This window comes from Bradyrhizobium jicamae (genome assembly GCF_001440395.1).
Classification (GTDB): domain Bacteria; phylum Pseudomonadota; class Alphaproteobacteria; order Rhizobiales; family Xanthobacteraceae; genus Bradyrhizobium; species Bradyrhizobium jicamae.
The window spans coordinates 1-18,288 of record NZ_LLXZ01000024.1 but is presented as its reverse complement, the minus strand read 5'-3'; the positions used below and the strand labels follow the sequence as shown (position 1 = coordinate 18,288).

Sequence of the window (18,288 nt, the reverse complement as noted above, 5' to 3'; positions counted from 1 at the left end):
GTATCGTAGTCTGCAAGGATATTTATTAGTTCCCTGACACCAGACGGCAAACCACTGGCGGCTGCGAGCTTCGAATGAGCTTCGGAGATCGTCGTAGGCCGGTTCGCCGAAAGGCACTTCGCTTCCAAGGTCAAAACATCGATGATACGACCATCTGCCGATATTCGAAAGGCAAGGCCATCGTCGCCGGTCCTGCCTGGCCGCTGCTCGCGGGTTTCGTCCGGCGCATGAACCTGTCCGGAGCGAATGCGCTCATTTATTAGCTCTAGATGCTGGAACTCCTGATCGTGAAACCGAAACAAGAATGCTGGGACCAGCCAATCGTTGTGACCGTGAGCGCCGAAATGCTCGACCGCAATGACGGCGAGCGTCTCACCGAAGTAGCCCTGCAGCGTTACGCGGTGCAAAGCGCGTGGGTAATTTGCGGCAGGGTCGAGCTGCGGGTCTAAAAACGGGGAAAGTGGGTCCTCGAAGCCACGACGCAACCGCATCTTCGCGTCGTCGAACGCCTCGGCAAGGTAAGCATCAAGTTCAACTTTCAACGCATCAAGTGCGCCGCGGTTCTCGCGCCAAAGCCTCAAGCGATAGCTTCCAACCGATGACGGTCCTACGACAACCGTCGTAAGCCACGCATTCAAGGTGGCTAGAGTGAGCCGACGAAACCTGATCATAAATCGGCGCGTCTCACATAAAGTTTCGGAAGTCGTACACGTCGTCGACCATGTTGGGGTTTTGCTGAAGAATGTCCGCAAACGCTTTTGAATAAACCAGCGTCACAGGAAGTTTTTTGTAAAGTGTGTTGTTGTTCCAATCCATCTTAGTAAGGCCGAGAATACCTGAACATGTGTCGTGCCATCCACCCGCTCCGGAAAAGCGCCGCAGAAGAATGGGAGACGGTGTTGGTTTGAGGATACCCTCCTTGTAGACGTTCCAGCTTGAATTCTTAACGTGGACTCCTTGGACACTTCCTTGCGTCCAAAGCAATGCTTCGTTTGACTCAATTGGCAGGTATGTGCCGCGCTCGACGGGGTAGTTGTACGGTTCTGGCTTATTCACGTCGTATCGAATGCCGCGCCACGGAACGTCTTTTACGATTTGCACCAACTCGACTTCCGTTCCCTTTCGAAAGCTGTCGATGGCGCCGAGGATTTCTTCTTCCTTGAACTCGGTATTCTTATGAACAGTGACCTTCGAAGGCGAGCGGCCCGCATGCCCTGACTGATAGATTTCAAGGCTCCGGGACAGAACGGATTGCATTTCAAAGTAGGAGAGATAGGGATTTCGCTTGCGATCTTGCGTAAATTCACGGGCGTCATACGCAACGAAGCGAAAGCCGGTGCCGTCCGGATCGAAAATCTGGCTGCAACAGGTGCTGTAGAGATTTCCCGCTTTATCAGACTTCAGCGCATAACTGATTCCTACGAACGCTTCATCCTTTGCGATGTTCGCAAGCTTCCACGGGAAACCGCCAGCCTTGGCGTAGATCGCGACGCTCATGCCCCACATCACGTTCGCGCGGCAGTCGCGCTCAAAACTGCCCTTGCGAACAATCTGGATCGGGATGTTCGAGGGCGCGCAATAGGCTTTCAGGAAGTCATGGAAATCAAAATTCTCGCCCTCAAAGCAATCGGCCCATTCCGGCGGCAGGTAAAGAAGCACGACATCGAAGCTGAGCCTTACGGCCCGCAGCTGGGCGATGCAGTCGAAAAGGCCTCTTGCAAGATCGAGCTTCTTGCCCTGTTTGGCATAGGCATCGAGCTCGTCAGGGAAGGTCAGCGTAAGTAGGTCAGTCGGTGGGCGCAGCGGTGTTCTAAACAGCGCGGAAAACCCCGGATACTCGGGATAATAATTGGTGGCCTCTCGTGGGACCGCCCGTTGTTCGAACTCGGTGACCAGCCTTTGTAGTTTGGGGATGTCTTTCTTCGGCGCCATGATCGCCAGTCGGACGGCGCTAGGCGTACCAAATTTCAGGCCGTAAGGACCGGACTCGATCAACCCCAGTAGCGGATGACGACTTGTGCCTCCGCCGGCGAAGACTAGCGAAGGTTCCGCGATCTTCGAATAGCCGGCAAGTTCGGCGGGCATGTTGGTCATTTCGTCGCCCGCCGCGTGAATGCGCTTCGGGAGCCGATCTCAAAGCGCGGGTTCTCGATCAAAGTCCCCTTGTCGAAGGACATCACGGTCGAGACCGTATTTCGCTCCGCCGTACCAAGGAGCACTTTGATCCAGGCATCGAGCAATGCGTTGTATTTGGCGTTGAGCCGGTCCTTCCGCCGCTCCCCGAGAAAATCGATTGCCAGCCGCCGCGCGCGCGTCGGCCAAATCCAGACATCCGGCTCAACGACGATCCAATGCCTGCCGTTTTTCTGCTCGACGGAGATACGGGCGCACTCAGCCCACGATACGCGTTCGGCTTCTGGATGAAACTCATCCGGAGGCGCGATCAATCCGGCAATCATCCCGGCCGCCCTGCCGGTGATTTTCGTGATCGGCAAAAGCTCGGAGGTGCGGTCGTCCTGCGGCGCGGCGATGACGAAGGACGATGTACGATTGGTTCGCCGCACGAGAGGTTTTCCACGTGCGAGGGCGGCCACAGCGGCCTCCTCGACGAATCCCTTGATGTGAAGATGGGTCGCAAGATTCAAATCCTGGGGAACATCGGCTTCCTTCAACGCGCTAAAATCCGCACCAACGACTGTCTTGACGTCGTTGGACGCCCCCCAGCAGAGAACTTTATCTGCCTTTGTAAACATGACCGCACCGTCCGAACGGGATCGCAACGCCTGAACATCGTCCCATGTCAGGGCGCGCGTGGTCTCCAAGGCATGGCACTTTTTGGGCAAGGCGATGAGGGGAAGGGCGTTCAGCCGGACGATGGGAGCGCCATGCCCGGTGGACGGCAACGGTATGGCTACCGGCGTGAGTGCCGATCCTCTTACCTTGTGGTCGAGGGCAAGATCCTTATTCGGCGTGTTGCGCCACAAGCGAAGCATAAGTGCATCATAGGTCTCGATGAATACAGTGTGGGCGTCGACGCTCTTCTTGCGGGCCGCTGCCACGAAGGCTTCGACACTCGGCGCGGGCGACGAGCCCTTGAGGCACGTCCAATAGATGCCGTGAGGATAGGGGTTGGTCGTATCGAGGACCGAGTGCAGCAATTCCATGACACTTTTGTCGCGCCCGCTGTAGCCGCAGAGAATGAGGCCGAAGCGGTTGCATGCGGTCCGCAGACCGGCAGCGAGGTCGTCGTTCTGAGCTTTCAGATCTTCGGTAAGGTTTTTGATACTCTCGTAACGGAAGTCGCCGTGCAGCTTGCAGTAGATGGGGAATTCTTCGTTTTTGTAGGCGCTGAGGATATTGTGGCTGCCTTCGAGGTGAAACGGCACGAGGGCCTGGCCGCCGACCTCTGCCACCGCGGTCTCGACGACGTCATCAAAGTTCGTCGTGAAGATTGCGGGCGCAAGCTTGGACGCGATTAGCGCGCCGAGCACTCGGTTTCCGACGCTGAGCGACGCCTTGTCCAGCGCGAGGATTCCGCGCAAATAGGCGCGCTGCTTTTCGCGATCGTTCCCGAAGATAAGCTCGAAGTACCGCTCGTATTCGCCGTCTTCCCACATTTTGGGAAAGCCGCGCGATTCCATGAACGACTGAATGCGATGCTGGATGGCATCGCTTTGCAGGTCTTGCCGGTCAATGTCTTGGTTTTCTTCGCGACAATAAAACCGTCGCTTCATATCCCACAAAATATCGGTGGCCGTGGGCAATCCCGCGCTACGCGATGCTCCGGCACCCAAGAACCAAGCAAACGCTTGAGGTCGGGCGACAAACCTTTGCGTGAGTTCACTTTGCTCCATGGAGGCTTGTGCGCTTGGCGTTAGCCGGCAGGAACTGCTGATTTGGTCTGTCAGACCGGACTGCCGTGGCGGGAAGGAGCACTACCGTAGTTAGAATATTTCGCGCTCACAATATGGGCGCGCCGGTAGTGCACAGTCCTAAATGCTCCCGGTGCAAATTCATGTGCCGCCATGTAGAAAATTGTAATGCGCAGTAATCGATCTAACCGACTCAGTCTAACGGACTGATAATAAACGGCTTTTGATGGCAATGGGCGGCAAGGTGGGGAAAGGACTCGGGGGCAATTTCATCAGGTTGAGTGATGTTGCAAACAGGACTCGAAACTGTGGCCCGTCACTACGAATGACTGCTTTTTTAGAACCTGACTGCGTTTCCGTCGCCGTGGTAACTACGTGGTAGCTAACGGTCGTTGGCTCGCGCGTAGACTAGAATAAGCTATTGATTTTGCTGGTACAGTTGGGTGGGCTCGAACCACCGACCTCCTGTTCCACAGATAGACCACTTCTGTGTATGCACACGCCGGGACGTTCGGCGGCGGTGAGCGCTCTCGCACGTGATCTCCGCCACGCGCGCTGTGATCTAGTGAGTTGCGACGCTCCCTAAGCGATCACAATCGAGTCATTAAGCCGCGTGTCCTTCCGCCGATTCTACGCTGCGACTTTCTTCCTGCCGCTTCCACGGCGCTTCCACGAGCAAAATTTCCAGCCAAATTGAGAGCAGCAAAAAGCCCTCGAAAACGATGCGCTCTCAAGGGCTTAAGATTTGGTTGCGGGGGCAAGATTTGAACTTGCGACCTTCAGGTTATGAGCCTGACGCGGCCAGTGCGCCGCAATTCACATAACATCGCGCGCCATAGGATTGAATTGCCGTTCGTCATGTCGAAACCGCCGGCGAAACGCGCAGGTTTTTCTACTACGCAGCGTCAGCCTGATTTACGCTTGTCTACGAGCGAACCCGAGCAAACACGCGGGCACTCGATGTGGGTGATTAGGATGCAACGAGAATATCGTTTTCTTTCGTCGTCGCGAGGGTCACCATCGCAGAGGTGCGCAATTGTGCGCGCAGAGTTGGACATCCCACGAACGTGCTACAATGAGTGCAGCGTCAACACGCCGAAGCGACGTCAACCCCGACGATCCCATTCGACTGTCCACGGCAGCTTCGTTGGCATTCCCCGACGGATCGATGACCAGTTCCGGGCTTCGCAAGGAAGCGTTGCGCGGCCGACTCGTCATCGAGCGCATTGCTGGCAAGGATTTTACGACGCTGGCACATATTGAGCGCATGAGGGAACTATGCCGCGTATCAGCAAGGGTCCAAGGCTCTACAAACGAAAGGCCAAGCGAAAGAACGGACGCGTCATTGCCAACGCCGTCTGGACCATCCGTGACGGAGAACGGGAAATTGCCACAGGAGTCTTTGCGGGCGAAGCTGAAAGAAAGCCGCCAAAGGCCGCAGAGGACGCCCTAGCCGACTACATCGTCTCAAAATATCAACCTTCACGTCGGACCCGCGACATTGAGGATATCGATATCGCGGACGTACTTGCAATCTACCACGCCCATCGCGAGGGCATTTATCTCGAGCGCAAAGCCAAGCAAACCGACATCACAGAATTCGCCGATCGCATTGGTCGCCTGAACGATTTCTTCGGCGGCATGATGCTGGTTGAAGTGAATGCGCATACCTGCTCAAAGTATGTTAGAGCGCGCGGCCGTCCAGGTGGAGCCCGCCGCGACCTTGAAGATCTGCGCGCGGCGATCAACCATCATTCGCGCGAAGGCCTTCACCGCGGCCTGATTCGTGTGGCACTGCCAGCCAAAGGGCGCGGCCGGGACCGGTGGCTGACACGCAGCGAAGCTGCTGCTCTTTTGTGGACCTGCTGGCGATATCGCGAAGTGCAAACGCGTCATCGCGGCGCTTTGAAGAATCAAAAAATAGAGACGGATAAGCGTCCACTGCGTCATATCGCACGCTTCATCCTGATTGGCCTCTACACCGGCACGCGTGCCGGCGCCATCGCATCCGCGTCGCCGTATCGCGATGAAGGTCGATCATATGTCGACCTGGAGCACGGCATCTTTTACAGGCTTGCACAGGGTCAGACAGGCACCAAGAAGCGCCAGCCACCGGCGCCCTTGCCCGATCGCCTGCTCACACATATGCGACGCTGGGTTCGAACGGATGCGATCATATCGCACTTCGTTGAGTTCAATGGCGCGGCTTTGAAATCGGTGAAGACCGGATTCCGGAGTGCTGTCAGGCTTGCGCGCCTATCCACCGAGCAGGGAAAGGTCACGCCCCACACCTTGCGGCACACGGCTGCAACGTGGCTGATGCAACGCGGGGCTGATCCCTGGAAAGCGGCTGGGTTCCTCGGGATGTCCGTCGAGGTTCTGCTCGACACCTACGGCCATCACCATCCGGAGTTCTTACGCGACGCGGCCAGCGCAATCACCTCGAAACCAAAGCAGAACAGCGTATCTGGGGTTATTTCCGGGGTTGACTTGGCTGCCTATCGTGAAAAAAGACGAAAAGCATAAGAATTTCATGGTCGGAGTGGCAGGATTCGAACCTGCGACCCCTGCGTCCCGAACGCAGTGCTCTACCGGGCTGAGCCACACTCCGACTTGGAAGGCGGCTTATAGCCTTGGGTTTCGGCGACCGCAAGCAGCCGAATTAAGGAAATTAATCACAGTGATTGTTGGCCTGAAAACCCAGATTTTACCTGCCGGAGAGGCCGCCGTGGCGGCGGCCGCGCGTGCGCTGGCCGAGGGCGGGCTGGTGGCGTTTCCGACCGAAACCGTCTACGGCCTCGGCGCCGATGCCACCAATCCGGCCGCGATCGCGCGCCTCTACCAGGCCAAGGGCCGGCCGGCCTTCAATCCGCTGATCGCCCATGTCGGCGATATCAGCGCCGCACGGCAGATCGCCCGTTTCGACACCGCGGCGACGGCGCTGGCGGAAGCGTTCTGGCCCGGCCCGCTGACGCTGGTGCTGCCGAAGACGCAAGATTGCGCGGTCGCCGATCTCGCAACCGCGGGCCTCGATACGGTCGCCGTCCGCATTCCGGCCCACAGGATCGCGCGCGACATTCTGCGCGTGTTCGGCGGCCCGGTGGTGGCGCCATCCGCAAACATCTCGGGCCACGTCTCGCCGACCGCGGCCGCCCACGTGCACGCCGATCTCGCAGGGCGGATCGACGTGATCGTCGATGGCGGCGCCGTCGAGGTCGGCGTTGAATCGACCATCATCGGCTGCTTTGAGGAACCGATGCTGCTGCGTCCCGGCGGCCTGCCGCGCGCCGAGATCGAGCGCGTGCTCGGCCGCGCGCTCCTGCAACCGCCGGCGGATGCCGAAAGCGACAACGGACAGCCGCTGGCGCCGGGCATGCTGGCCTCGCACTACGCGCCGCGCGCGCGTGTGCGGCTGAACGCGGTCGGGCTGGAGTACGGCGAAGCATTGCTCGCGTTCGGCCTCGGAGCAATTTCGGGAATTGACGCCGCCTCGCACGTGATGAATCTGTCGGAGCGGGGCGACCTCGACGAGGCCGCCGCCAACCTGTTCGGCCATCTTCGCGCGCTCGACGCCAAGGGCGCGCGCACCATCGCGGTGATGCCCATCCCGGACGAGGGATTGGGCGAAGCCATCAACGACCGGCTGCGGCGCGCAGCTGTGGGGCGGGAATGAAAGAGAAGAAAATGAATGTCGTCCAGAATTCCGTGCCGCCGCTTCCCGCCGAACTCATCGCAAAATTCCGCGCCATCGTCGGCGACAAGTATGCGGTGACCGATGCGGCCGATATTGCGCCCTATGTCACCGAGGAACGCGACCTGTTTCACGGCCGCTCGCCGCTGGTGCTGAGGCCCGGCTCGACGGCGGAAGTGTCCGCGATCTGCAAGCTCGCCAGCGAGCACAGAATCGCGCTGGTGCCGCAGGGCGGCAATACCGGCCTCGTCGGCGGCCAGACCCCGCATCATGGCGAGGTCGTCGTCTCGCTGCGGCGGCTGGACAAGATCCGCGACATCGACCCCGCATCCAACACCATGACGTGTGAGGCCGGCGTTGTGCTGCAGATCGCGCAACAGCGCGCGGCCGAGGTCGACCGCCTGTTCCCGCTGTCGCTCGGCGCGGAAGGAAGCTGCACCATCGGCGGCAATCTCTCCACCAATGCCGGCGGCACCGCCGCGCTGGCCTATGGCGTGGCGCGCGAGATGGCGCTCGGGCTGGAAGTGGTGCTGGCCGACGGGCGGATCCTGAACGGGTTGTCGAAACTGAAGAAGGACAATACCGGCTATGATCTGCGCAATCTCTTCATCGGCGCCGAAGGCACGCTCGGCATCATCACCGCGGCGACGCTAAAACTGTTCCAGAAGCCGCATGCGGTGGAGACCGCCTATGTCGGCCTGCAATCGCCGGCGCAGGCGCTCAAACTGCTGTCGATCGCGCAGAACGAGGCCGCCGGCAGCCTCACGAGCTTCGAATTGCTGGCCGACATCGCCGTCGATTTCAGCCTGCGTCACGGCATCGACATCCGCGATCCCCTCACGACCAAGCACCCCTGGTACGTGCTGATGGAATTGTCGTCCTCCCGCGACGACGCCGGCGCCGCACTGGAATCGATTCTTGCCAAGGGAATGGAGGAAGGCATCGTCGATGATGCCGTGATCGCGGCGAACCTGACGCAGCGCGCCGGGTTCTGGAAACTGCGCGACGAAATGTCGGCGGCGCAGAAGCCGGAAGGCGGCTCGATCAAGCACGACATCTCGGTGCCGGTCGCGGCGGTGCCCGCGTTCATCGAGGAAGCCAACGCAGCGGTGGTGAAGCTGATCCCGGGCTCGCGGCCGGTGCCGTTCGGCCATCTCGGCGACGGCAACATCCACTACAATGTCAGCCAGCCGGTCGGCGGCAACACCGCCGACTTCATGTCGCGCTGGCATGAGGTCAACGAGGTCGTGTTCGCCATCGTGCTGCGGATGGGCGGATCGATTTCGGCCGAGCACGGCATCGGCGTGCTCAAGCGCGATGAATTGCCTGATGTGAAGGACAAGGTCGCGATCGAACTGATGCGCGGCATCAAGGCGATGCTCGATCCGCAGGGCATCATGAATCCCGGCAAGGTGCTGTGACCGCGCCGGTGACAAAAACAGTTCCCGCGCTCGCCATCGCCGACATCACCGATGCCGACGTTGCAACCGTGATCGCGCTGTGGCAGGCCTGCGGCCTGACGCGGCCGTGGAACGATCCCGCCTCCGACATTGCGCTGGCCCGCCGCGGTCCGCATTCGACCGTGCTGATCGGCCGCGACGGTGGCGCGATCGTCGCCACCGCGATGGTCGGCCATGACGGGCATCGCGGCTGGGTCTATTACGTCGCCACCGATCCCGATCGTCGCGCCAAGGGCTATGGCCGCGCCATCATGAACGCAGCCGAAGACTGGCTGCGCGCCGCCGGCGTACCGAAGCTGCAATTGCTGGTGCGCCCCGAAAACTCCGGCGTTGCCGCGTTCTACCAGTCGATCGGATTCGGCGAGCAGAAGATCCTGTTCTTCAGCAAATGGCTCGACGGCCGCGAACCCCCGCGGTGAGCTCCAGGGATTTTCATGAGCATCTCCGATCGTGTCCGCATCAAGAACACCAGCGTGCTCTCCGACCGGCATTACCGGTTGAACGAAGTCGAGTTCGACTATCGCCGCGGCAACGGCGAATGGCAGACGATGAAGCGCGAAGTGTTCGACCGCGGCCATGCCGCGGCGCTGCTGGCGTATCGTGTCACAAGCCGCACCGTCGTGCTGACACGCCAGTTCCGTCTGCCGACCTACCTCGCCGGCTATGACGACCTGATGATCGAGGCCGCTGCGGGCATGCTCGACGACGCATCGCCGGAGCATCGTATTCGCGCGGAGGCCGAGGAAGAAATCGGCTACCGGCTCGGCGAAGTCCGCAAGATCTTCGAAGCCTTCATGAGTCCGGGCGCGGTCACCGAAAAATTGCATTTCTTCGTCGCCGAGTATGACCCTTCGATGCGCGTCGGCGACGGCGGCGGCCTCGTCGAAGAAGGCGAGGACATTGAGGTGCTGGAGCTGCCGATCGACCAGGCGCTCGCGATGATTTCAGACGGCCGCATCGTCGACGCCAAGACCATCATGCTGTTGCAATACGCCGCGCTGAATATTTTTCGGTGAGATGTCGTAGGGTGGGCAAAGCGCAGCGTGCCCACCATTCACGACGGCTGGGTGGATAGATGGTGGGCACGCTGCGCTTTGCCCACCCTACAAGAATCGCGACGCCTCAAAACAACGAGCCCTGCCCGTCATCCTCTTCCGCCGTCGCCTTGCGTGGCGCGGCACGCTTCGCGGGCTTCGGCTCCTCCGCCGCCCGCTGCTCGTCGGTGATCGGCAGCAGCAATTGCGCGTCGTCATTGACGACGCGGTTCACGCGCGTGGAAATCTCGTGCCAGGCGAATTCGCCCTCAGCCGGCCCGCGCAATAGCTGCATCACGTCGCTGGCGTCATTGATCCGGCTGTCGAGCCAGCGCTCGAACTCTTCGGGCGCGATCGTCACGGGCACGCGATGATGCAGGCTAGCGAGATCGCGGCTGGCAGGTGCGGTGACGATGGCGACGCTGTCGGTCTCCTCGCCGTTCGGCCCCATCCAGGTCTCCGCCAGCGCGGCGAAGCCGACGGGGTGGCCATCGCGGCGATGGATGAAGAACGGCCGCTTGCGACCATCAGCATCCTGCCATTCGTAATAACCGTCGGCCGGAATCAGGACGCGCCGCCGTTTGATCGCGTTCTTGAACGCGGGCTTGTCGAGCACCGTCTCGGACCGCGCATTGATCAGGAGCGTAAATTTACGGGGGTCCTTGACCCAGGCCGGGATCAGACCCCAGCGCATTAGCCGAAAATGACGGCCGCCATTTTCCAGAATGACCACCGGAACCGGTTGAGTCGGCGCGATATTATACCGCGGCGGGAAATTGGGCTGCTCGATATAGCCGAAGATCTGCCGAAGCGCCGCCGGCGGCGAGGTAATAACGAAACGTCCGCACATTATCTGATCAACTTAGGCTTCTGTTTAATGCGTGTTAACCCACCATGTTAACAGTGGAATGGATGAATGCTACGGCCGCCACAGAAGTGCGATCCGATCGCCCGATGCCGCCACCGACGACGGTCCCTATCGACGAGGCCCGCGCGGCACAGTTGCGCGCGGCCAACATCAATCCCCGCACCGGGCTTGCTACCGACTACCTGAATCATTTCAACGAAGCCATCATGCTGCTCGAAATGGTTCCGGACATGCCGGAATGCGCGGAGGATTTTCTCACCTGGACGCCGCTGTCCTACGCCGAGCATTTCTGGGCCTCCAACTTCAAGGCCCGCGACCTCGCGATCGAAGCCTATGAATGCGCCGACCCCAAGGTGCGCGCCGATTTCGACAAGCTCACCACCACCATGACTTCGATCCTGACCGCCGTCGGCAAGGCGATGCGCGAGGCCCAGCAGGACAAGACCCGCTCTACGCTGGCCGAGCAGGCCACCGCGTGGGTCAAGCCGCTGGTGGCGCTGGCCGGCGGCGTCATCAACGGCAATTCCGACACCGACATCGAAGCGGTGATGCCGAACTAGTCCGCCTAGCGCCGGCTCCACGCACTGCAATTAGACCTGTGCCGACCGATCGGGCATGATCGTTCCACAGGAACCTGCTTACCGGATCGTCTCTTGACCTCCCCTGTCCAGCCGACCCGCCCCCAGCTCGCCGTCAGCGGCGCGATTTTTCGCGACGGCAAGGTCCTCCTCGTCCGCCGCGCCCGCTCGCCCGGCAAGGGCTTCTACTCGCTCCCCGGCGGCCGCGTCGAATTCGGCGAATCCCTGCACACCGCCCTCCACCGCGAAGTGGACGAGGAAACCGGGCTCAGAATCGAGATTTTGGGCCTCGCTGGCTGGCGCGAGGTGCTGCCTGGAGCCGGCGGCGGCGGCGGCGGCGGGCACTATGTGATCATGTCGTTCGCGGCGCGCTGGACGGCCCGGGAGCCGGTCCTGAACGACGAACACGACGATTTCAAATGGCTGGCGCCCGAGGCGGTCGGCGACCTCAAGGTCACCGGCGGCCTCCTGGAGGTCATCGAGGCCGCCCGGAAGCTGGTCTAGACGCCTTGCTTCGGGCGTCCCGAGGGGGCATATCGGCCCTCAAATGCTCAAGCACGCCCTCGCCGCCCTCATCATGATTTCGGCATGCCATCTGGCCCCGGCGCGGGCCCAGGATGCCGCCGCGCCGTTCGACGGTGACCTGCAGCGGCTGGCCGAGATTCTGGGCACCCTGCACTACCTCCGGGGCATCTGCGGCGCCAACGAAGGGGCGAAATGGCGCAACGAAATGCAGGCCCTGATCGACGCCGAAACCCCCTCCGGCGACCGCCGCGCCCGCATGATCGCCGGCTTCAACCGCGGCTATAACGGATTTCAGCAGACCTACCGGACCTGCACGCCCGCAGCTACGGTCGCGATTCGCAGATATATCGAGGAAGGTTCAAAGATTTCGCGCGACCTCACCGCGCGCTACGCGAACTGAGGGGCCATGGACGCCATCTATTTCGACCTCGACGGAACGCTGACAGACCCCAAGCCGGGCATCACCCGCTCGATCCAGTACGCGCTGCAACGGCTCGATCATCCAACGATCCCGACCGCAGACGAACTGACATGGTGTATCGGACCGCCGCTGCGCGCCAGCTTCGTGAGATTGCTGGGGAGCGATCATTCGGCGGACCACGCCGTATCGTTCTACCGCGAGCGATTTTCCGACGTCGGCCTCTACGAAAATGGCGTCTACGACGGCATCGGCGAGGTGCTGACCTCGCTCTGCGCATCGGGTCACCGGCTGTTCGTCGCGACCAGCAAGCCGCACGTGTTCGCCGAGCGCATCATCGATCATTTCGGCCTGCGCCATCACTTCGAGCGCGTGTTCGGCTCCGAACTCGACGGCACCCGCGTGGACAAATCGCATCTGCTGGAATACGCGCTGAAAGAAGTCGGCGTCGATCCGTCCAAAACCCTGATGATCGGCGACCGCAGCCACGACATGGTCGGCGCAAAAAACAACGGCATGAAGGGCATCGGCGTGCTGTACGGCTACGGCAGCCGCGACGAGTTGCTGGGCGCGGGCGCGCACCATGTCTGCGCGACGCCGGGCGCGATTCTCGGCTGCATATCCTGATGTCGGCGACCTCGCGGAACCGCCGCCGCAAATATCAACAGCGCCGTTAACCTTTCCTAAAGATGTGACCTAGGCGTAGCAGCACCGCATGCTACAGCTTATCGCGTTAGGATGCGTTCCGCCCTGGTTCGCGCGCAGATTTCGTTGAGCTTCATGAGCCGCCCAGCCGCCTTTCCGACCGCCCGCGACCCGCTTCCTGATCACGAACAGAAGCAGACCGCGCTGAGCTACCTGAGCGAGGCCTGGGCGGAAGCGCGGCACGACGGCGTCGATGGCGATTGCCTGGCGCAGGCGAGCCTGTTCGCGGCGCTGGCCGAACTGGTTTCGACCTATGGCGAGGATGCGGTGGCGAAATTCGCGGATGGTCTCTCCGCTCGCGTGCGCAACGGCGAATTTTCGCTGGCATTGGCGAAGCAGTAATTTACTCCGCTGTCATCGCCCGCGAAAGCGGGCGATCCAGTACGCCGCGGCCTATCGATTCAATCGCTAACGTCTGGAATACTGGATCACCCGCATGCGCGGGTGACGACACTTGCGTATGGGGCGATGCTGCGCCCTACGCCTTCAACGTCTCCAGAAACCGCACCGGCTCGCCGGTGGACGGCGTCGCCACCTCGCCCTGCCACATCACGCGCTTGCCGCGGACGAAGGTGCCGACCGGCCAGCCGGTGACGCGAACGCCGTCATAGGGCGTCCAGCCCGCGCGCGAGGCCACCCATTTGTTGGTGATGGTCTCGCTGCGCTTCAGATCGACGATGGTGAAATCGGCGTCATAGCCGGCGGCGATACGGCCTTTGCAGGCGATGTTGAACAGGCGCGCGGGGCCGGCGCTGGTGAGATCGACGAAACGCGCCAGCGACAGCCGCCCGGCATTGACGTGATCGAGCATCAACGGCACCAGCGTCTGCACGCCGGTCATGCCCGAGGGCGAGGCCGGATAGGGCTTGGCCTTCTCCTCCAGCGTATGCGGCGCATGGTCGGAGCCGAGCACGTCGACGATGCCTTGCTCGATGCCGCGCCAGATACCTTCGCGGTGATCGGCCGAGCGCACCGGCGGGTTCATCTGGGCCAGCGTGCCGAGCCGCTCATAGCATTCGGGCGCGGCCATGGTCAGATGATGCGGCGTCGCCTCGCAGGACGCGACGTCCTTGTGATCCCTTAAGTACTCGATCTCCTCCTTGGTGGAGATATGCAGCACGTGGATACGCTTGCCGGTCTCGCGCGCCAGATTGACCAGCCGCTGCGTCGCCATCAGCGCCGCGGTCTCATCGCGCCATATCGGATGCGAGCGCGGATCGCCCTCGACGCGGATCGGCTTGCGATCGTTGAGGCGGTATTCGTCCTCGGCGTGAAAGGCGGCGCGGCGGCGGATCACCTGGAAGATGCGCCGCAGGCTTTCGTCGTCCTCGACCAATAGCGCACCGGTAGAGGAGCCGATGAACACCTTGACGCCGGCGCAACCTGGCGCGCGCTCGAGTTCAGGCAGATGGTTCACATTCTCGCGCGTGCCGCCGATGAAGAAGGCAAAATCGCAATGCATGCGATGGTGGCCGGCCTTGATCTTGGCGGTGAAGGTCTCCTCGGTGACCGTCAGCGGATTGGTGTTCGGCATCTCGAACACCGCAGTGACGCCGCCCATCACGGCGCTGCGCGAGCCGGTCTCGAGGTCTTCCTTGTGCGTCAGCCCGGGCTCGCGGAAATGCACCTGCGTGTCCATCACCCCGGGCAGGATGTGCAGCCCCTTGCAGTCGATGGTCTCGCCGGCGGAAGCCTGTCCCAATCCGCCGATGGCGGCGATCCGGCCATTGGAAATGCCGATGTCGCGGATGCCCTCCCCGTCCTGATTGACCACGGTGCCGGATTTTAGAATGGTATCAAATCGTTGATTCATCGGTCCTCGACGCCTGCTTTAAGGCTCTCGTACAGGGCTTGTTGGCAACACCTTAGCGCCTTAACTTCGCATGGGATATCCGTCACCTGCGTTTTCCCAGGAACTTCAGATAAGCATCAAAAGAGGCCGTTTTAGCTTATGAAAGCAGCGTTTCTTCCAGACCGGGGCGTGGTCAAGGTGAGCGGCGAGGATGCCCGCAACTTCCTCAACGGCCTCATCACCACCGACGTCGCGCTGCTGCAGCCCGGCCTTGGCCGGTTCGGCGCGCTGCTGACGCCGCAGGGCAAGGTCACGGCCGACTTCCTGATCACCGAAGCCCCGGACGGTCATGGCGGCGGCTTCCTGATCGATGCGCCCCGCGCGCTGGCGCAAAACCTCGCCGACAAGCTCGGCTTCTACAAGCTGCGCGCCAAGGTCGCGGTGGAGAATATCTCCAACAGCATGGGTGTGCTGGCGGCGTGGGACGGCGAGCCCGCGATGCAGCCCGATCTCGCCTTTGCCGATCCGCGGCATGAGGCACTCGGCTGGCGTATCCTCGTGTCGGAAGATCTCAAGCAGAAGGTCGCCGACGTGATCGGCGCCGATCTCGTCGACAGCGACGCCTACGAGGTGCATCGCATTGCGCTGGGCGTGCCGCGCGGCGGGCTCGACTTCATGTACAGCGACGCGTTTCCGCACGAGACCAATATGGACCGCCTGCACGGCGTCGATTTCGACAAGGGCTGCTATGTCGGCCAGGAAGTGGTGTCGCGGATGCAGCATCGCGGCACCGCGCGGACTCGGGTCGTGCGTGTCACGCTCGAAGATTTTTCGCCGGAGACGGGCGTCGCCGTTCTCGGCGGCGACAAGCAGGTCGGCACCATGGGATCGACCGCCGGCGGCCACGGCCTCGCGCTGGTGCGGATCGACCGCGTCGCGGATGCGCTCGATGCAGGGCTTTCGCTGACTGCGGGCGGCCTTGCGATCCGGCTGACCGATCCAAACGAGGTTCGCATCCCACCGAAGCAGACCGTCGCATGAGCAAATCTGCGCGACTGCACCCTGACGGAAAGCTGCGGTGCCCGTGGCCCGGCGAAGACCCGTTCTACATGGCCTATCACGACACCGAATGGGGTGTGCCCGAATATGACGACCGTGCGCTGTACGAGAAGCTGATCCTCGACGGCTTCCAGGCCGGGCTGTCGTGGATCACGATTCTGCGCAAGCGCGAAAACTTCCGCAAGGCGTTCGACGATTTCCAACCCGAGAAGATCGCGCGCTACAGCGACAAGAAAATACACGCGCTGATGAACGATGCCGGCATCGTGCGCAACCGCGCCAAGATCGAGGGCGCCGTCAACAGCGCCAAGGGCTATCTGAAGATCATGGAAGAAGGCGCGGGCTTTTCCAGGTTCCTGTGGGACTTCGTCGACGGCAAGCCCGTCGTCAACCAGTTCAAGACCACGGCGAGCGTGCCGGCCTCGACGCCGCTGTCGGTCAAGATTTCAAAGGAGCTCGGCGCGCGCGGCTTCAAGTTCGTCGGCCCGACCATCGTCTACGCCTTCATGCAGGCCACCGGCATGGTCAACGACCATCTCGTCACCTGCTACTGCCACGAGACCTGCAGCGGCAAGCTTCGCAAGCCCCGCCTCAAGGCCAAATGACGGCGCGCAAATCGTCCAGCGTCGACACGCGGGCCTGGCAGCGGATGCTGTCGGGGCGGCGGCTCGACCTGCTCGACCCCTCCCCGCTCGATATCGAGATCGCCGACATCGCCCATGGCTTGGCGCGTGTCGCGCGCTGGAACGGGCAGACCAGCGGCGCGCATATCTTCTCGGTGGCGCAGCACACGCTTCTGGTCGAAGCCGTGATGCGCGAGCAGATGCCGCGCGTCGATATCAGCTTCCGCCTCGCCGCGATGCTGCACGATGCGCCCGAATATGTCATCGGCGACATGATTTCGCCGTTCAAGGCGGTGCTCGGCGGCGACTACAAGGTGGTGGAAAAGCGGCTGCTCGCGGCAATCCATATTCGCTTCGGCCTGCCGCCGACGATTGCCGACGAGATTACAAAAGCCATCAAGGCGGCCGATCGCGGTGCGGCGTATCTCGAAGCCACCCATCTGGCAGGATTTTCGGTCAGCGAAGCGAAGCGCCTGTTCGGCAGGGACCCCGGCCTGCCCGAGGCCACGGTGCGCGACTACCTGACGCCGTGGACCGCAGCCCGGGCTGAGAAGCAGTTTTTGGCGCGATTTAATCTGCTTCTTGGCTGAACGGACCTGTTGCGCCACAGGGTGGGCAAAAGCCAACGGAGCGCGCGAAAGCGCGCCCGATGACAGGCTCCGTGTGCCCACCATTTCCTGCGGAAGTAAGATGGTGGGCACGGCGCAAAAGTGCGCCTTTGCCCACCCTACGGGCAGCGCTATAATCGCGGCAGCCAAGAATATCCAGGGAACGCCATGCTTCACGTCTGCTCGCTTGCCGCACTTCCCGAGACCGTGAGAGCCACCGGCGCCAGCCACATTCTCTCCGTGATGGCCAATGTCGATCAGGTGCTGCGTCCGGCTTCGATACTCGAGGCCAACCATCTGAGGGTGTCGATGGACGACATCACCGAGGACATGGACGGCTTCGTTGCACCGTCGGTCGAGCATATCGAGAGGGTCCTGAATTTCGTTCGGGGCTGGGACCGCAGCGCGCCGATGGTGGTGCATTGCTATGCCGGCATCAGCCGCTCGACGGCGAGCGCCTTTGCCGCCGCCTGTGCGCTCAATCCGCACCGCGACGAGGTCGAGATCGCCCGGCAAATCCGCGCCCGCTCGCCGATCGCTTCCCCAAACCGGCTGATCGTCAGCCTCGCCGACAGGGCGCTGGGGCGCGAGGGGCGGATGCTGCGGGCGCTCGATGAAATGGGCCCGGGCAGCATGACGGTCGAGGGCCGGCCCTTCCAACTCGATCTGGAATAGAGCCTCTCCAAGGGCACGGCACGAAAAAGCCATATGCTTTGTTGCAAAGCGTGCGACACTGCCGGCCGGGCGTGATTTGAACTTTTAGCGGACAAAGACGCACACAGGATTGCAACCGGGCTGTGGACGTGGCCGGTTAATGCTCTGACGCGCCCGCCAGGAGGCCCGATGTTCGACGACCCCTTCTCTTTCTTCGCGCTCGTGATCGCGATCATCGCCCTGATCTTTGCGCGGAAGGCCACGAATCAGGTGGCGGAGTTGCGCCAGCGCCTGGAGGCATTCCAGGCCGCGCCGGCGGCCGGAGCCGCATCCGTGCCGCCGCCGCTCACCGCGTTCGAGGCATTCGAGCAGAGCCTGCCGACGGCTCCAGGCGCGGCCCC

The 18,288-nt window shown here is 61.8% G+C and carries 19 protein-coding genes, 2 tRNA genes and 1 pseudogene; 15 read left to right on the top strand and 7 right to left on the bottom strand.

What is annotated here, in order from left to right:
- From CQ12_RS43375 to CQ12_RS04490, 4 genes and pseudogenes are all read right to left on the bottom strand, one after another.
- Positions 1-581: pseudogene (locus CQ12_RS43375) on the bottom strand (hypothetical protein); the annotation flags it as partial.
- A 103-nt stretch (positions 582-684) separates the two neighbouring features.
- Entirely contained in the window at positions 685-2,094 is a 1,410-nt protein-coding gene (locus CQ12_RS04500; protein ID WP_057834161.1) for an argonaute/piwi family protein, read from the bottom strand.
- Positions 2,091-3,854, bottom strand: a complete 1,764-nt coding sequence (locus CQ12_RS04495; RefSeq protein ID WP_057834160.1) for an SIR2 family NAD-dependent protein deacylase — start codon at positions 3,852-3,854, stop codon at positions 2,091-2,093. Before CQ12_RS04495 ends, CQ12_RS04500 begins: the two co-directional genes overlap by 4 nt.
- Before the next feature lie 764 nt (positions 3,855-4,618).
- Positions 4,619-4,686: transfer RNA gene (locus tag CQ12_RS04490), tRNA-Met, on the bottom strand.
- Positions 4,687-5,150: 464 nt separating this feature from the next.
- Here CQ12_RS04490 and CQ12_RS04485 point away from each other — a divergent pair.
- A complete protein-coding gene (locus CQ12_RS04485) occupies positions 5,151-6,398 on the top strand; it encodes a site-specific integrase (RefSeq protein WP_057834159.1) in 1,248 nt (415 codons plus the stop codon).
- 8 nt (positions 6,399-6,406) lie between these two features.
- On the opposite strand, the gene CQ12_RS04480 is transcribed toward CQ12_RS04485, so the two are convergent.
- Positions 6,407-6,483: transfer RNA gene (locus CQ12_RS04480), tRNA-Pro, on the bottom strand.
- A 69-nt stretch (positions 6,484-6,552) separates the two neighbouring features.
- Between CQ12_RS04480 and CQ12_RS04475 the strand changes: the two genes are divergently transcribed.
- From CQ12_RS04475 to CQ12_RS04460, 4 genes are read left to right on the top strand one after another with little or no spacing between them, the layout of a single operon-like run.
- Complete coding sequence (locus CQ12_RS04475) at positions 6,553-7,545, top strand: L-threonylcarbamoyladenylate synthase (protein WP_057834158.1); 993 nt, start codon at positions 6,553-6,555, stop codon at positions 7,543-7,545.
- Positions 7,546-7,556: 11 nt separating this feature from the next.
- The gene (locus CQ12_RS04470; protein ID WP_057834165.1) at positions 7,557-8,984 is read left to right on the top strand and encodes an FAD-binding oxidoreductase; all 1,428 of its coding nucleotides are present in this window, start codon (positions 7,557-7,559) and stop codon (positions 8,982-8,984) included.
- 8 nt (positions 8,985-8,992) lie between these two features.
- Entirely contained in the window at positions 8,993-9,442 is a 450-nt protein-coding gene (locus CQ12_RS04465; protein ID WP_198164067.1) for a GNAT family acetyltransferase, read from the top strand.
- 15 nt (positions 9,443-9,457) lie between these two features.
- Positions 9,458-10,039, top strand: a complete 582-nt coding sequence (locus tag CQ12_RS04460) for an NUDIX hydrolase (RefSeq protein ID WP_057834156.1) — start codon at positions 9,458-9,460, stop codon at positions 10,037-10,039.
- 106 nt (positions 10,040-10,145) lie between these two features.
- On the opposite strand, the gene CQ12_RS04455 is transcribed toward CQ12_RS04460, so the two are convergent.
- Positions 10,146-10,907: an SOS response-associated peptidase gene (locus CQ12_RS04455; RefSeq protein ID WP_057834155.1), complete on the bottom strand. Its 762-nt coding sequence runs from the start codon at positions 10,905-10,907 to the stop codon at positions 10,146-10,148.
- A 62-nt stretch (positions 10,908-10,969) separates the two neighbouring features.
- On the opposite strand from CQ12_RS04455, the gene CQ12_RS04450 reads away from it, so the two are divergent.
- From CQ12_RS04450 to CQ12_RS04430, 5 genes are all read left to right on the top strand, one after another.
- Positions 10,970-11,485 (top strand): hypothetical protein, encoded by a 516-nt coding sequence (locus CQ12_RS04450; protein WP_057834154.1) that lies wholly within the window; start codon positions 10,970-10,972, stop codon positions 11,483-11,485.
- Between the two features lie 93 nt (positions 11,486-11,578).
- Positions 11,579-12,007, top strand: coding sequence for an NUDIX hydrolase (locus tag CQ12_RS04445; RefSeq protein ID WP_057834153.1), 429 nt, complete (start codon positions 11,579-11,581; stop codon positions 12,005-12,007).
- 43 nt (positions 12,008-12,050) lie between these two features.
- Complete coding sequence (locus CQ12_RS04440) at positions 12,051-12,428, top strand: TIGR02301 family protein (protein WP_057834152.1); 378 nt, start codon at positions 12,051-12,053, stop codon at positions 12,426-12,428.
- 6 nt (positions 12,429-12,434) lie between these two features.
- On the top strand, positions 12,435-13,073 hold the full coding sequence (locus tag CQ12_RS04435) for an HAD family hydrolase (RefSeq protein ID WP_057834151.1): 639 nt from the start codon (positions 12,435-12,437) through the stop codon (positions 13,071-13,073).
- Between the two features lie 153 nt (positions 13,074-13,226).
- On the top strand, positions 13,227-13,493 hold the full coding sequence (locus CQ12_RS04430) for a hypothetical protein (protein WP_057834164.1): 267 nt from the start codon (positions 13,227-13,229) through the stop codon (positions 13,491-13,493).
- 136 nt (positions 13,494-13,629) lie between these two features.
- On the opposite strand, the gene CQ12_RS04425 is transcribed toward CQ12_RS04430, so the two are convergent.
- Positions 13,630-14,964, bottom strand: a complete 1,335-nt coding sequence (locus CQ12_RS04425) for a dihydroorotase (RefSeq protein WP_057834150.1) — start codon at positions 14,962-14,964, stop codon at positions 13,630-13,632.
- A gap of 138 nt (positions 14,965-15,102) precedes the next feature.
- Between CQ12_RS04425 and ygfZ the strand changes: the two genes are divergently transcribed.
- The 5 genes from ygfZ to CQ12_RS04400 all read left to right on the top strand — a co-directional run.
- Positions 15,103-15,984, top strand: coding sequence for a CAF17-like 4Fe-4S cluster assembly/insertion protein YgfZ (ygfZ, locus tag CQ12_RS04420; RefSeq protein WP_057834149.1), 882 nt, complete (start codon positions 15,103-15,105; stop codon positions 15,982-15,984).
- Positions 15,981-16,607 (top strand): DNA-3-methyladenine glycosylase I, encoded by a 627-nt coding sequence (locus CQ12_RS04415; protein WP_057834148.1) that lies wholly within the window; start codon positions 15,981-15,983, stop codon positions 16,605-16,607. Before ygfZ ends, CQ12_RS04415 begins: the two co-directional genes overlap by 4 nt.
- Complete coding sequence (locus CQ12_RS04410; protein ID WP_057834147.1) at positions 16,604-17,215, top strand: YfbR-like 5'-deoxynucleotidase; 612 nt, start codon at positions 16,604-16,606, stop codon at positions 17,213-17,215. Before CQ12_RS04415 ends, CQ12_RS04410 begins: the two co-directional genes overlap by 4 nt.
- Before the next feature lie 186 nt (positions 17,216-17,401).
- Positions 17,402-17,908, top strand: coding sequence for a tyrosine phosphatase family protein (locus tag CQ12_RS04405; protein ID WP_057834146.1), 507 nt, complete (start codon positions 17,402-17,404; stop codon positions 17,906-17,908).
- 168 nt (positions 17,909-18,076) lie between these two features.
- A partial coding sequence (locus CQ12_RS04400) for a hypothetical protein (RefSeq protein WP_157087997.1) occupies positions 18,077-18,288 on the top strand: 212 nt, incomplete at its 3' end.